Annotated in this window: 13 protein-coding genes; 7 read left to right on the forward strand and 6 right to left on the reverse strand. The window is 73.9% G+C overall.

Annotated features, from left to right (window positions below):
• The first annotated feature begins 116 nt into the window (after positions 1-116).
• The gene (locus AC3RJ8_RS00675; protein WP_489714055.1) at positions 117-1478 is read left to right on the forward strand and encodes a M20 family metallopeptidase; all 1362 of its coding nucleotides are present in this window, start codon (positions 117-119) and stop codon (positions 1476-1478) included.
• A gap of 72 nt (positions 1479-1550) precedes the next feature.
• Here AC3RJ8_RS00675 and AC3RJ8_RS00680 read toward each other — a convergent pair whose 3' ends face one another.
• The 3 genes from AC3RJ8_RS00680 to AC3RJ8_RS00690 form a co-directional block, all read right to left on the reverse strand.
• The gene (locus AC3RJ8_RS00680) at positions 1551-2849 is read right to left on the reverse strand and encodes an ABC transporter substrate-binding protein (protein WP_489714056.1); all 1299 of its coding nucleotides are present in this window, start codon (positions 2847-2849) and stop codon (positions 1551-1553) included.
• 172 nt (positions 2850-3021) lie between these two features.
• A complete protein-coding gene (locus tag AC3RJ8_RS00685) occupies positions 3022-3450 on the reverse strand; it encodes an Hsp20/alpha crystallin family protein (protein WP_489714057.1) in 429 nt (142 codons plus the stop codon).
• A gap of 131 nt (positions 3451-3581) precedes the next feature.
• Positions 3582-3860: a YrhK family protein gene (locus AC3RJ8_RS00690; protein WP_489714058.1), complete on the reverse strand. Its 279-nt coding sequence runs from the start codon at positions 3858-3860 to the stop codon at positions 3582-3584.
• 57 nt (positions 3861-3917) lie between these two features.
• Between AC3RJ8_RS00690 and AC3RJ8_RS00695 the strand changes: the two genes are divergently transcribed.
• On the forward strand, positions 3918-5189 hold the full coding sequence (locus AC3RJ8_RS00695; protein ID WP_489714059.1) for an amidohydrolase: 1272 nt from the start codon (positions 3918-3920) through the stop codon (positions 5187-5189).
• A 3-nt stretch (positions 5190-5192) separates the two neighbouring features.
• Here AC3RJ8_RS00695 and AC3RJ8_RS00700 read toward each other — a convergent pair whose 3' ends face one another.
• The 3 genes from AC3RJ8_RS00700 to AC3RJ8_RS00710 all read right to left on the reverse strand — a co-directional run bounded on the left by AC3RJ8_RS00700 (position 5193) and on the right by AC3RJ8_RS00710 (position 8172).
• Positions 5193-5663: a hypothetical protein gene (locus AC3RJ8_RS00700; protein ID WP_489714060.1), complete on the reverse strand. Its 471-nt coding sequence runs from the start codon at positions 5661-5663 to the stop codon at positions 5193-5195.
• A 74-nt stretch (positions 5664-5737) separates the two neighbouring features.
• Complete coding sequence (locus AC3RJ8_RS00705; RefSeq protein ID WP_489714061.1) at positions 5738-7390, reverse strand: 5-oxoprolinase subunit B/C family protein; 1653 nt, start codon at positions 7388-7390, stop codon at positions 5738-5740.
• A complete protein-coding gene (locus AC3RJ8_RS00710; protein ID WP_489714062.1) occupies positions 7387-8172 on the reverse strand; it encodes a LamB/YcsF family protein in 786 nt (261 codons plus the stop codon). The genes AC3RJ8_RS00705 and AC3RJ8_RS00710 overlap by 4 nt, the downstream gene beginning before the upstream one ends.
• Before the next feature lie 178 nt (positions 8173-8350).
• Here AC3RJ8_RS00710 and AC3RJ8_RS00715 point away from each other — a divergent pair, with 178 nt between their 5' ends.
• The 5 genes from AC3RJ8_RS00715 to AC3RJ8_RS00735 all read left to right on the forward strand — a co-directional run bounded on the left by AC3RJ8_RS00715 (position 8351) and on the right by AC3RJ8_RS00735 (position 14214).
• A complete protein-coding gene (locus AC3RJ8_RS00715) occupies positions 8351-10657 on the forward strand; it encodes a D-alanyl-D-alanine carboxypeptidase family protein (protein ID WP_489714063.1) in 2307 nt (768 codons plus the stop codon).
• 28 nt (positions 10658-10685) lie between these two features.
• Positions 10686-11180, forward strand: a complete 495-nt coding sequence (locus AC3RJ8_RS00720; protein WP_489714064.1) for an aminoacyl-tRNA deacylase — start codon at positions 10686-10688, stop codon at positions 11178-11180.
• 131 nt (positions 11181-11311) lie between these two features.
• Positions 11312-11683, forward strand: coding sequence for an STAS domain-containing protein (locus tag AC3RJ8_RS00725; protein WP_489714065.1), 372 nt, complete (start codon positions 11312-11314; stop codon positions 11681-11683).
• A gap of 115 nt (positions 11684-11798) precedes the next feature.
• Positions 11799-12956: a winged helix DNA-binding domain-containing protein gene (locus AC3RJ8_RS00730; RefSeq protein ID WP_489714066.1), complete on the forward strand. Its 1158-nt coding sequence runs from the start codon at positions 11799-11801 to the stop codon at positions 12954-12956.
• Between the two features lie 4 nt (positions 12957-12960).
• Positions 12961-14214: an FAD-binding protein gene (locus AC3RJ8_RS00735; protein ID WP_489714067.1), complete on the forward strand. Its 1254-nt coding sequence runs from the start codon at positions 12961-12963 to the stop codon at positions 14212-14214.
• Positions 14215-14216 lie beyond the last annotated feature (2 nt).

Raw genomic sequence — 14216 nt, forward strand, 5'->3', positions numbered from 1 at the left:
CCATGCTCCACCGCCCGGTCGCGCAGCGGAAACGACGTTGCCGGACCGGCAACAGCGTTCCGTGCGTTCCGGACGGCGGGCACCCTCGTCGACCGACGGATCCGTACGATGACGGCATGCCTGTGGATGGACTGCCCCCGCCCAGCACCGCGTACCTCGACCACGTCGTCGACGAGACGGAGGAACGCCGTCGCGTCGCTCTCGCGGCGCAGGCCGCACGGCCCGTGCCGGTGGGCGACGGCGGGGCGCCGCCCGCGCTGCGGGCCGCGGTGGAGACGGCGGCCGCCGCCCTCGGCCCTGACCTGGTGCGGGTCGTGCAGACCCTGCACGCCCACCCGGAGACCGCCTTCGAGGAGCACGAGAGCGCCCGCCTGCTCGTCGACCTCCTCGCGCAGCACGGCATCGAGGCGGAGCTCGGGGTGCACGGCGCCGCGACCGCGTTCCGGGCGGAGCTGGCAGCTCCCGGTCCGTCCGGCGGGCCGACGATCGCCGTCTGCGCCGAGTACGACGCCCTGCCGGGGATCGGGCACGCCTGCGGTCACAACGTCATCGCGGCCGCCGGCGTGGGGGCGTTCCTCGCGCTGCACGGGGTGATGACCGGTCCGGACGCGCCGTCGGGCCGGGTCGTCCTGCTCGGCACGCCGGCCGAGGAGGGGCACAGCGGCAAGGAGGTCATGGCTCGCGCCGGCGCGTTCGACGACGTCGACGCCGCGATCATGGTGCACCCGTACGGGGTGGACGTCGCGGACCAGGTCTGGCTCGGTCGTCGGCTGCTGACGTGGACCTTCACGGGACGGGCGGCGCACGCTTCCGCGCAGCCGTTCATGGGGCGCAACGCCCTGGACGCGGCGAACCTGGCCTACCAGGGCATCGGCCTGCTGCGGCAGCAGATGCCGCCGTCGGACCGTGTGCACGCCACGATCGTGGAGGGCGGCACGCGGCCCAGCATCATCACCGAGCGCGCGGTGATGCACCTCTACGCCCGCTCCAAGTATCCGGACACGCTGCGCGACCTGTCCCGCCGCCTGGACGACGTCGCCCGGGGTGCGGCGCTCATGACGGGCACCGAGGTGCAGATCGACTGGGACGACGGCGCCCACCCGTCGCTGCCCGTGCGCACCAACCAGGCGCTCACCCGGCGGTGGGTGGCGGCCCAGGAGGCGCGGGGCCGCGACGTGCTGCCGGGCGGGGTCGTCTCGGAGACGCTGGCGGCGTCGACGGACTTCGGCAACGTCAGCTTCCGTGTGCCGGGCATCCATCCCCTGATCCAGGTGTCCGGCCCCTCCGTGGCGCTGCACACCGAGGCGTTCGCCGCGGCGGCGGGCGGGCCGGACGCCGAGCGGGCCGCCGTCGACGGCGCCGCGGGGCTCGCCCAGGTCGCGCTCGACTACCTCTGCGACCCGGCGCTGCGCGAGGCCGTGGACGCGGAGTTCGCGGCGGCGGGCGGCGCGATCGACGTGCCCGGCTACTTCGACTGAGAGCCTCGACCGAGCCGCCGCCGGACGTCCCGGTCCGGCACGAGCTCGTGCCGGACCGGGACGTCCGGCGGTCTACATCGCTCCCACGGCGTCGTCCGCGAAGGCGAACCACTGCTCGACGAACTCGTCGACGGTGATGCTGCCGTAGGCGAGCTCCTCCCCGAGGCGCTTGTACTCAGCCTCGATGGAGCCGAAGCCCTCCACGGGCAGGGGTGCCGGCTCGGTGATCTGGTCGGCGACGGACTCTTCGTAGTCGACGACCCGCTGGTCGACGGACCCGGGCTCCAGCTCCATCGCGTCTCGCTGCGCCTCGACGGCCGGGACGCCCTTGGAGGTGCCGAAGATGCGTCCCACCTCCGGTTCGTTGACGAAGAAGTCGAGCAGGGTGGCGACCTCCTCCGGGTGCTCGGTGGTGCCCGACGCGGCCATCTGGAACGTCCGCGAGAACAGGTGCTTCTCGCCGTCGGCCCCGGACGGAACGGGCAGCATGGTGATGTCCTCCTGGCCGGAGCTCGCGACGTACCCGGCGAGGAAGTTGTCCCAGGACATCTCGACGGCCTGCTCGTTCACCGTGAAACCACCCTCGGGCGCGAGCTGTTCGTTGCGCTCGATCGGGAAGAACGCCTCGGCCTCACGCAGCGCGTCGCCGGAGATGAGCCAGTCGGCCATGTCCTGCTCGGTGAACCCGATCTGGCCGTCGTCCGTGAACGGTGTGACGCCCTCCTGGACCAGGTGCTGCAGGAACGCCCAGAAGATGCCCGTGTAGTCGTTCGTCCCGTACAGGGCAGGGTCGTGGTCGCCACCGGCTGCGCTGAACTCGGCGGCCCAGTCGGCGAACTCGTCCCAGGTGAGATCCTCCGCGGGCGGCTCCATGCCGACCTCGGCGACCACGGCGGGGTTGTAGAACATCGCGAGCGTGTTCGTGGCGGTCGGGACGGCGTAGACGGCGTCCTCGATCCGACCCGAGTCGATGAGCTGGTCGTTCAGCTGCGACGTGTCGATCTGCTCGCCGAGGTAGGGGCCGACGTCGAGGAGCTGGCCCGTGCCCGCGTACTGGCGCAGGAACGAGGAGTCGAACTGCATCACGTCCGGCAGCGCCCCGGCGGCCGCCTCGGTGTTGCGGGCGGTCCAGTAGTCGTCGAACGACGTGAAGGAGGACTGGATCGTGATGTCGGGGTGCTGCTCGGAGAAGAGGGCGAGGGCTTCCTGATAGCGCTCGGCGCGGTCGTCGTTGCCCCACCAGGCGACCGTCAGCGTGACCTGCCCGCTGTCACCGTCCTCTCCCGGGTCCGTGTCGCTGCTGCACGACGTCAGGACGAGGGCTGCGGCGGCCACGGCTGCGGCGCCGGCGGGCACACGGGCGAATCTCATCTGAGCCTCCTTGCTCGGGATGTTCGTCGACGTGTGGTTCAACCACACGGCTTGAAACGATACAACATCCCGTCGACGCTGCCCAGGAGTGTGTCCCGACACGGTCGCCAGGGACGACGACGGGTGGTGGCGCGATGCGCGCCACCACCCGTCGGTCAGGTGCTCGCCGAGGTCAGGCCGTGGTGACCTCGATGCGCTGCGGCGTCGTGCCCGCGAAGACCCCGGCGACGGTGACCGTCAGGACACCGGCGTCGTAGGAAGCGGTCACGGCCGCACCGTCCACGGCCTTCGGCAGCGGAACGACGCGACGGAACTCGCCGTAGCGGACCTCCGAGTACCGACGGCCCTCGGCGTCCTCGTCGCGGTGGTCCTTGCGTTCGCCGCGCACCACCAGCTGGCGGCCCTCGACCTCGACGGTGACGTCCTCGGCCGGGTCGATGCCGGGCAGGTCGAAGCGGGCGACGAGGTCCTCGTCCTCGCGGTAGACGTCGGCCGGTGCGGCCTGGCGCTCGGAGGGCCGGCGCTCGGCCGCGAGCGGCAGCCGACGCGGGTCACGGATGCGGACGTCGGCGAACGCCGGGCGGTTCAGGGTGGCGATCATGCTTCCTCCTCAGGGTGGGTGCTGCTGAGGGGTGCAACCTGAGCGGGGGTGACTCAATTCCGGGTTCGCCGACGGCGGACGGCGTCGGCAGCCCTCGCGATCGGCAGCGGCGGCGTCGCGCGCGGTGGCGGTCAGAAGTCGCGGGCCGTCTCGGCGTCCGCCGAGCCGATACGCCGCAGGTGGACGCGGCGGGCGAGCCGGATCATGGGCCGGGCGAGCATCTGCAGGCTTCCCAGCAGGAAGAGCGTTATGCCCACAGTCTCGGTGGAGGGGCTGAAGAAGAGGACGCTTCCCACCACGAACCAGAGTCCGATGAGGATGTCGTTGGCGATGCTGGCGGACTCGTAGCGACGGCGGACGATCAGCTCCTCGCCACCGATGCGCAGGTGCAGGCTGTGGTCGTCGGACATCCTGCCACTCTCCCGGTCGAGGCGCTCCGACGCATCCGAGGGGGCAGGATGAGCCCCATGACGACGCTCACGGCCGCGGAGCTCACGGCGATCTACACCGACCTGCACGCCCGTCCCGAGCTCGCGTTCGCCGAGCACCGCACGGCGGGCATCGTCGCGGAGCGGCTGCGCGCCGGGGGCTACCAGGTGCACGAGGGGATCGGGGGGACCGGCGTCGTCGGCGTCCTGGCGAACGGCGACGGCCCCACGGTGCTGCTCCGCGCGGACATGGACGGCCTGCCGGTGGCCGAGCGCACGGATCTGCCGTACGCCTCGACGCACACCGCCACCCTGCCGGACGGGCACGAGACGCGGACCATGCACGCCTGCGGCCACGACGTGCACGTGACGTGCCTCCTCGGCGCGGCCGCGCACCTCGCCGAGCATCGCGAGGAGTGGCCGGGCACGCTCCAGGTGCTGTTCCAGCCGGCCGAGGAGGTCGGTGCCGGGGCGCGCGCCATGGTCGACGACGGCCTGTTCGAGCGGGTCGGCACGCCCGACGTCGTCCTCGGCCAGCACGTCATGCCGCTGCCGGTCGGGACGGTCAACCTCACCTCCGGGACCGCGATGGCCGCCGCCGACTCGCTGCGGATCGTGCTGCACGGCAAGGGTGGCCACGGGTCCAGCCCGGAGGGCACGATCGACCCCGTCCTCCTGGCGGCCGCGACGATCCAGCGGCTGCAGGGCATCGTGTCCCGCGAGATCGGAGCACGGGAGTCGGCGGTGGTCACCGTCGGCTCGGTCCGTGCGGGGACGCAGGCGAACATCATCCCGGACCGCGCGGAGCTGCTGGTCAACGTCCGCACCTTCGACGAGGCGGTCCGCGAGCGCGTGCTGGCCGCGATCCGCCGCATCGTGGACGCCGAGGCGGTGGCGTCCGGCGCCCCGGAGCCACCGGAGCACGAGCAGGTCTCCTCGTTCGGTCCCACGGTGAACGACCCGGAGGCGGCCGGACGCACCCGCGGCGTCTTGCAGCGCGCGCTGGAGTCCGGGCGGGAGCGGATCGAGGCCGCGGGCGGGCGCCCCGTCGTCGTGGAGCTGCCGCCGGTGGCCGGTTCGGAGGACGTCGGCGTGCTCGCGACCGCGGCGGGCGTCCCGCTCGTCTACTGGTTCCTGGGCGGGTTCGACGCCGCGCTGTTCGAGGGGTTCGACCCGTCGACGGCGAGCATGGGCAACCTGCCGGAGGCGGTCGCGCCGAACCACTCGCCGTTCTTCGCGCCGGCACCCGAGCCGACGCTGGAGATCGGCGTGGACCTGCTTGTCGCCGCGGCCCGGGAGTGGCTCTCCTGAGTGCTACTCGCCCGCGTTCTCCGTCTGGCCGCGCAGCGCGTTGATCTGCTCCTGGAGCTCGGTGAGCGCCGCGGCGACCTCCGGGGTCGTGTCCGCGTGCTCGATGACGTGGCTCAGCTCTGCCGAGGCCGCCTCGAGTGCGACCTGGGCGTCCGCGAGCGCCACGACCGCGCTGTCGGAGGACTCCGCGGCCTTGTCGAGCGCGGTGAGCGCCTCGTCGGTGGCGGCCTGTGCTGAGTCGACGGCGTGCGTGACGTCCTCCCCGAGTCCTGAGGTGAGCTCGGAGGTCTGGTCCGCGAGCTGTTGAAGATCGGCGTCGAGGGTCTCGGCCTGCACCTGCGCGTCGGCGATGTACTGCTCGACGTCGTTCGGGACGGAGCACGCGCCGAGGGTGAGGGTGACGGCGAGCAGGCCGGCCGCGGCGGCGCGGCCCGGTGCTCGACCGGTCGAGGTGCTGGTCGTCATTGACGTCATGCCCCGATTCTGCCCGGGATCCGGTGATCTGTGTGTGGCCGCCACCACAGAGTTGGTGGAGATCTTGCGCACACTCACGTCACACGCAGGCGCAGCCGTGCGCCGGGCGGGACCTGGCCGAGACGCCAGACGTCCGACGAGGTCACCGCGGCCACCACGGGATAGCCGCCGGTGACCGGGTGGTCGGCGAGGAGGAGGACGGGTTGGCCGTCCGGCGGGACCTGCAGGGCGCCGGTGACGCAGGCCTCGCTCGGGAGCTCGGCGCCGCGGACGGCGGGCCGGCGCTCCAGCGGGGCGTCGCCGGCGAGGCGCAGCCCCACCCGGTCGGAGCGAGCCGTCACCTCCCAGGCCTGGGTGGTCAGCAGCCGCAGGGAGTCGGCGGTGAACCAGTCGTCGCGGGGCCCGAGCGTCACGTGGACGGTCAGGGTCTCGCCCGGGGCGGGCAGGTGCTGCGGGTCGGGTGCGCCGGAGTCTCCGGCGGCGACGGTGCCCGACGTCGTCGTCGCGGCGGGCAGGAACGCGCCGGGCCGCAGGGGGTCGGGTCCGAGCCCGGAGAGGACGTCGGTGGAGCGGGAGCCGAGGACGGCCAGCACGTCCGGTCCGCCGCGCAGCGCGACGTAGCGCCGCAGCCCGCGTGTCGGCGGGCCGACCGCCAGCTCGTCGCCGTCGGCCAGGGCGAACGCCGTGCCGGGTGCCGGTTCACGGGCCGGGCCGCCGTCGTCGGGCACCACGTGGAGGGTGCCGGGCGCGCCGGTGACGGCGACGACGCCGGACCCGCGGGCCCGGAGCCGCAGCCCGCCGAGCGTCTCCAGGCAGGCCGAGCCGGCCGGGTTGCCGACGGCGCGGTTCGCCGCGCGCAGGCTGCGCGGGTCGGCGGCCCCGGACGCGGTGACCCCGAGGTCGGCGTGCCCGGGGCGGCCGAGGTCCTGCACGAGCGTCTGCAGGCCGGGTTCGACCACCTCCAGCCCGTCGCGTTCGGCACCGGCAGCGTCGTTCGGCAGGACGGACTGCCGAACGGGGCCGGACGTGCCGAACGGGGCGCCGGCGCCGCGCACCGACTCCCGCACCGCCACGAACCGCACCTCGTCGCCCGGCACCCACAGGGCCGGCGGGTCGCGGCGCAGGTCCCAGGTGGCGACGTCGGTCCGCCCCACGAGCTGCCACCCGCCGGGGCTCTCGCGCGGGTAGACACCGGCGTACTCACCGGCGAGCGCCACCGCCCCTGACGGGACGCGCGTGCGCGGGGTCGCCCGGCGCGGGACCACCAGTCCGGGGTCGTCGCCGACCAGGTAGCCGAACCCCGGGGCGAACCCGACGAAACCAACCGTCCAGCGGGCGGTGGTGTGCCTCCGCACCACCTCCGCCGCGCTCCACCCGAGGTGCGCCGCGACGTCGTCGAGGTCGGCGCCGTCGTACACCGTGGGGACCTCCACCCGGCGTCCCGGCCGTCCCGTGCCCGACGGCGGCGTCCCGGCCCTCGCGCGCAGCTCGGCGGCGAGCGTCGCGACCGGCACCGCCCAGGGGTCGAACGGCACCAGCACCGTGCGGGCGCCCGGCACCGGCAGGCCGGTGCCGGGCACCGGGTCTGCCGCCAGCGACCGGTGCAGAGCGGTCGCTGCGTCCAGGTCGGCGACCTCCACCAGGAGCGCGTCGTCGCGCGCGACGAGCACCCGCACGCCGTCGCGAGGGCGACCTGGCTGCGTCGCGTCGTCGCGGCCCCCGGTCATGCGTCGTCGACGAAGGAACGCAGCGCCACGCCCTCCTCCGCGAGGAGGCTGCGCACCCGGCGCGCCATCGTCACGGCTCCCGGGGTGTCACCGTGCACGCACACCGAGTCCGCCCGCACGGCGACGTCCGTGCCGTCCACCGCTGTCACCAGGCCGGAGACGACGAGCCGCAGCGTCCGAGCGGCGACCTCCTCGGCGTCGTCGAGCACCGCGCCCGGCTCGCCGCGCGGCACGAGGGTCCCGGCCGGGGTGTAGGCGCGGTCGGCGAACGCCTCCGTGGCGGTGGCGAGACCGGCCCCGTCCGCCACGGACAGCGCCACGCTGCCGGGCAGACCCAGCAGCACGAGCATCGGGTCGACGGCAGCGACCGCGGCGGCGACGTCCTCCGCGACCCGCTCGTCGATCGCGGACGTGTTGTACAGCGCCCCGTGCGGTTTGACGTACCGGACCCGTGTCCCCTCGGCCTCGGCGATCGCGCGCAGCGCGCCGAGCTGGTACATCACGTCCGCACGCAGCACGTCGCTCGGGACGTCCAGCTGCCGCCGACCGAACCCGGCCAGGTCGCGGTAAGAGATGTGCGCCCCGACCGCCACCCCGCGCGCGACGGCGCCGCGGACGGTGCGCCGCATCGTCGCGGGGTCGCCTGCGTGAGCCCCGCACGCGACGTTGGCGCTGGACACCACGGCGAGCATGCGGTCGTCGTCCAGCCCGCGAGGACCCGTGACCTCGCCCAGGTCGCTGTTCAGGTCGATCCGCGGGATCGGCGTCGGAAGCACGGTCATGGTCCCCAGTGTGCCCGCGACGCCGCTCCGACGGGGCCGGGAACATCGCCCGCACGACGAGTGGCGCGCCGTGACGTCGTGCCGCACAGTTGTCCACAGGGGGAGTTGCCGGGAGCATCGGGGCACCATGATGTGCGAGGATGCGGAAGGCAGCACAGCAGCTGGCAGAGGGGTTCACGTGGCGCTCGACAAGAACGGTGACCTGGGCGGACGCGACGGCGTCGACGAGGGCTCCTCGGAGCATGCTCCGTCCCCCTCACGGATCCACCCGGTGCTGCGGACTCTCGGTGCCGGCTCGGCAGCCTTCGCGCTCGCCGCGGGCATCATGGCCGGATCCATGGCGGACGTCCCGTGGAACGAGTTCACCGAGCATCCCGCGTTCGCAGCGCCGGTGGAGCCGGAACCGGTGGTCGTGGGTGTCGTCGGTGCGTCGTCGCCCACGGGCCCGAGGTCGGTCGGCGAGGTGCTCGACGTCATCGAGCGTGCCGAGCTCGCCGCCGTCGAGGCAGGGCGCTCGCTCGATCCCGAGGTGCAGCAGGCCGCCGCCGAGCTCGGCTCGCTCCTGACGATCTACGTCGCCCAGCAGGAGGCGTCCCTCGACCCGCGCCCGGGCCTCGGTGACCACCGCGACGACGTCGTCGAGGACGTGCCGGACGAGCCCGCGACGGCCGACGAGCCCGCGGACGACGTCGAGGAGATCGTCGACACGGACGGTCTCGGTGACGAGGACCTGCGGCCACCGGCGCAGGCCGACCCGGCCGAGGACCCCGACCAGTCCGACGCGGGATCGTTACGGCCGCAGGACCAGAGCGAGCTCGGCGCGCCCCAGATCGAGTACCAGGACCCGGCCGGCGACGACGCCTCCGGTGGCGAGGCCGCCGACGGTGCTGCCGCTGCGGGGGCCGACGACGACGCTGCTGGTGGCGAGGACGGCGACGGGCCGCGGGCGACGGCGGACCTCGAGCCGGTCGAGCCCGTCGAGGTCCCGACCCTCGAGCTCCCCACCCTGGACGAGCTGCTCGCGGACGACGGGACGCTGCCCGTCGCGCGTCCGTACGAGCACGACGTCTCCACCGGCGGGGCGGACGAGCCCGCTGCGGATGAACTGGTCGTGAGGGACCCTGCTGTGGACGGCCACGGCGAGGACGCCCCGGTGGCGGACGCCGACCTGCCCGCGGACGGGGAGACCGACGGCGAGGAGCACGGGCACGCGCACGCGGCGGTGACGTTCGACGACGTCGTCGTGGCGGCGACGCGGCTCGCCACGCTCCTGGACCCGGCGTCGGCGACCTACGTCGTCGACGTGCGCCCGGCGGTGACCGAGCTGGAGGACGGGACGTTCGTGCTGAGCGACGGCACGCCGGTCACGGCCGACGGACAGCCGCTGGACGCCGCGACCGCCTCGTTGTCCGCGGCGCTCCGGGCGGTCGTGGACCAGCACGCGGGCTCGACGGCCGGCTACGGCAACGGCCGGATCCCGGCCTCCGTGCTGTGCGACGTCCCGTGGGCACCGGGGCACATGCTCCGCTGCGACGCCGCCGTGCAGTTCGAGAAGCTCAACGAGGCGTACCGCGACCGCTTCGGCACGAACATCCCTCTCACCGACTCGTACCGTTCGTACGCCTCGCAGGTCGCCGTCCGGGCGGCGAAGCCGCACCTGGCCGCGGTACCGGGGACGTCGAACCACGGGTGGGGGCTCGCGGTCGACCTCTCCCACCCGATCGCGGGCGGCGCCTCCGCCGAGTACGCCTGGCTCCGGGTCCACGGGCCCGACTACGGCTGGGACAACCCGACCTGGGCGCGGCCGGACGGTCGTAAGCCCGAGCCGTGGCACTTCGAGTTCTTCGCCGCCGGGCCGGTGCCGGACCGTGCCACCTCGACCGCGGACTTCGAGACGGCCGGTAGCTCGTCGGACGGCAACGGGTCGTCCGGAGGTGGTCAGGACAAGGCGACGCCGGCCGACACGAAGGGCGACGACGCCAAGGACAAGACGTCTGACGGCAAGAAGACCGACAAGAAGTCTGACGGCAAAAAGTCTGACGACAAGAAGGGCAGCGACGGGCAGAAGAAGCCCGGGAGCGACGACACGAAGAAGCCCGGAGGCACGAAGAAGCCCAGCCCGGGCCCGACGCCGTCCACGTCCCCGAAGCCGTCACCGTCACCGACGCCGCCCACGACGGAACCGACGGACCCGCCCACCGCGGATCCCTCCGACCCGCCCACCGCGGAACCGACGGACCCGCCCACCGCGGATCCCTCCGTCCCGCCCACCGACGACCCCACGGTCGCGCCGTCCGAGGCGCCAACGGAGCCGACGCCGAGCCCGTCTCCCAGCGCTTCGTCGGAGCCCTCGGGCGAACCGTCGGAGAGCACCGACGACGAGGAGGCCGACGACGGCGGGATCGTCAGCCGCCTGCTGGGCCTCGACGACGCCAAGGAGGAGGACCCGGAGGACCCTGACGGTGAGCCGGCGGACGGGAAGTGACTCGACGCCGCCGCCCGGTCGAGCGACCATGACCGGGCCCGAGACCGAGGAACGGGCACGGCGCGGACTGGAGGCGTCGGGGATCGCGTTCGAGGTCACCCGGCACGGCCCGGTCGGGTCGTTGGCAGAGGCCGCCGCCGCTCGCGGGCTCGCCCCGCACCAGGTGCTCAAGACGCTCGTGGTCCGCCGTGGAGAGGGTGATTTCCTGTTCGTGCTCGTCCCGGGCGGGCGTGCCATCCACTGGGCCCGGCTCCGTGCGTACCTCGGCGTCAACCGGCTGTCCATGCCGGACGCCGACGTGGCTCGGGAAGTCACGGGATACGCCCGCGGCACGATCACTCCGTTCGGCGCCCTGACCCGGTGGCCCGTGGTCGCCGACGGTTCGATCCCGGGGTCGGGCCAGGTGTCGATCGGCGCGGGGGGCCACGGGGTGGCGGCGACGCTGGACGCCGACGATCTGGTGCGGGTCCTCGGGGCGCAGGTCGCCGACGTCACGGAGCCGGACCCACCGTCCGGGGCATGAACCTCGTGTGACGATCGAGATCCTCCACTGGACGAATCAACGAGACGGGTGAACACTCGACCCCGTGGCCTTCGTCGGGGGAGGAGAGCCACGCTCGGCCGCCGACGGCACTACGGGAGCCCTGACACCCCATGGATACCGACCGCACCACGGAACTCGAACCGGACCCTGGTTCAGGCATCTCGTGCCAGCACCAGGACGACGGGACCTACCTCACCCTCTGGGGCGAGGTGGACGCCGCCCTGCGCGAGGCGGCGAGCGACGCGATGTCCACCGTCGTCGCGCGGCGCGCAACGACCCCGATCGTCCTGGACGTCCGCGACGTGACGTTCCTCGACTCGTCAGGCGTCGCGTTCATCCTGCAGATCTACATGCTCGGGCAGGAGACCGGTTCGCCGGTGCACCTCTACGAGCCCTCCGAGGCGGTCACCGAGGTCCTCGACATGGTCGGGATGTCGGGTCGCATCTCGGTGCTGCGTGAGGAACAGCCCGCAGGAGCCTGACCCGTCGTTGCTGTGGGTATGAAATCTCCTGTTCTGGACCCGTCCAGAACGTAGCTTTCATACCGACAGCAACGAGGCCGCAGCAACGACGGATCGGGCCGACGGAGGGGGAGGGTTGCACGTCGACGCCAGCACGGTCCGCAGCGTCCGGCTGCGGGCCCAGCACCTGCGCGAGCCCGGCCTGCCCGACGTGCCCTCCGCCGTCGGGTACCTGCTCGCCGTCCAGGGCCAGGAGCTGCGGCCCACGCTCTGGGGCCTGGCCGGACGGCTCACGCCGGGCGCGCGCCCCGACGAGGCGGGGGCACTCGCGGACCTCGACCGCGGCCGGTTCCTGCGCACCCACGTCCTGCGGCCCACCTGGCACCTCGTGCGGCCCGACGACGCCCGCTGGCTCCTCGAGCTCACCGGGCCCCGCGTGGCGCGCACCATGGCCTCGACCGAGAAGCAGTGGGGGCTCGCCGACCCCTCCGCCGCGATCGACGCCGTCGCCGACGAGGTGAGCGCCGGACCGCGGAGCCGCGCCGAGCTCACCGCCGCGCTCGTCGCTCGCGGCCTCGTCGCGGCGGACGCCCCCGGCATCACCGTCACCCACGTCCTCATGCACGCCGAGCTGCGCCGCGTCGTGGTCAGCGGTCCGACGGCGGAGGGGCACCACACGTACGCGGCCTTCGACGCGCGCGTCCCGGCCGGGTACGGGCCGCTCGGCAGCCGGTTCGACCGGCAGACGGCGGTCCGGGAGCTGTGGCGGCGCTACCTGCCGGGCCGCGCGTACGCCACGGTCAAGGACCTCGGCCAGTGGAGCGGGCTGACGCTCACCGAGCTGCGGGCCGGCCTCGCCGACCTGCTCGACGACGGCGAGGCCGTCGAGGTCGCGGGGGCGGGTGGCCTCGAGGGGCTCACGCTCGTCAGCACGCCAGCGGTGCACGACGCCGCCACGACGCACCGCACCGTGACGCCCCAGGCCGAGGCGCCGCCGTCGGGCCCGGTCGTGGACCTGCTGTGCGGCTACGACGAGCTGATCTCCTCCTACCGGCAGACGCGGGGCGTTGTCGCCGACCCGCGCGCGCCGCAGCCCGGCCGCGTCGGCGCCTTCGTGCACACCGTCGCCGTGGACGGGCTGCTCGCCGCGCGGTGGCGCTGGCCGGCGCGGCCGCCGGCCGGCGGCGACCTCGAGCTGCAGTGGCAGCGCGAGCCGGAACCGGCCGAGCTCGACGCTGTCCGCGACGCCGCGACCCGGTTGGCGGTGTACCTGGCCGGCGGCGTGGCAGGCTAGGCGCGTGCAGAACTGGGCAGGGAACCTTCAGTACGCGGCGCAGGCGCTCGCTCGGCCGGCCACTCTCGACGAGCTCGCCGAGGTGCTGGCCGCCGCCGGTCCCGTCCGGCCGCTGGGCTCACGGCACTCGTTCAACGACATCGCCGACACCACCGGCACGCAGATCCAGGTCGACCGGCTCGACGACGGGCGACCCGCGGCCGACCTCGATCCCGAGACGGGCGTCGTCTCGGTCAACGCCGGGCTGCGCTACGGCGAGCTCTCTCGCGCGCTACAGCTCCAGGGCCGCGCCCTCGGCAGCCTCGCGTCGCTGCCGCACATCTCGGTCGCCGGCGCCGTCGCCACGGCGACCCACGGGTCCGGGAACGACAACCCCTCCCTGGCGAGCGCCGTCGTCGGCCTCGAGATCATGACGACGGCGGGCGAGCTGCGCCGCCTCACGCGCGCGGACGACCCGGAGGTGTTCCCCGGCGCCGTCGTGTCGCTCGGCGCCCTGGGGATCGTGACGCGCGTCGAGCTGACGACCGTGCCCACCTTCGACGTGCGCCAGGACGTCGCCGTCGACGTGCCGTGGGACACCGTGCTCGACTCCTTCGACGCGCTGACCGGCGCGGCCTATTCCGTCAGCCTCTTCACGAGCTGGGACGAGCCGACCGTCCGGCAGGCGCTGTTCAAGTCGCTGGTGCCCACCGGCGCGGGCGAGCGCCCGGCACCCGTCGCCGACCTGAGCTGGGCCTCCGTCCCGGTGCACCCGTTGCCCGGCGTCGACCCGGCCGCCTGCACCGAGCAGCTCGGCGTCGCCGGGCCGTGGCACGAACGGCTGAGCCACTTCCGCCTCGAGTTCACCCCGTCGTCCGGGGACGAGCTCCAGACCGAGTACCTGCTGCCGCGCCGCCATGCCGTCGCGGCGATCGAGGGTGTCCGGCGTCTCGCGCCACGGGTCGCGCCGCTGCTGCAGACCTGCGAGATCCGCACCGTCGCCGCCGACGACCTGTGGCTGAGCCCGTTCGCCGAGGACTCCGTGGCCCTGCACTTCACCTGGCACCAGCGGTACACCGAGGTGGCGGCCGTGCTGCCCGCTCTCGAGGACGCGCTGCTGCCGCTCGGTGCCCGCCCGCACTGGGGCAAGCTGTTCGCGATCGACCCGGTGGACCTGCGCGGGCTGTACCCGCGGTTCGGGGACTTCCGGGCGCTCGCCGAGCGGTTCGACCCGGGCGCGCGGCTGCAGGGCGGCTACCTCGCCCGGCTCCTCGGCTGAGA

Source organism: Isoptericola sp. MSGPD8_1_ISO-PGPR-S23-394, from assembly GCF_058072785.1.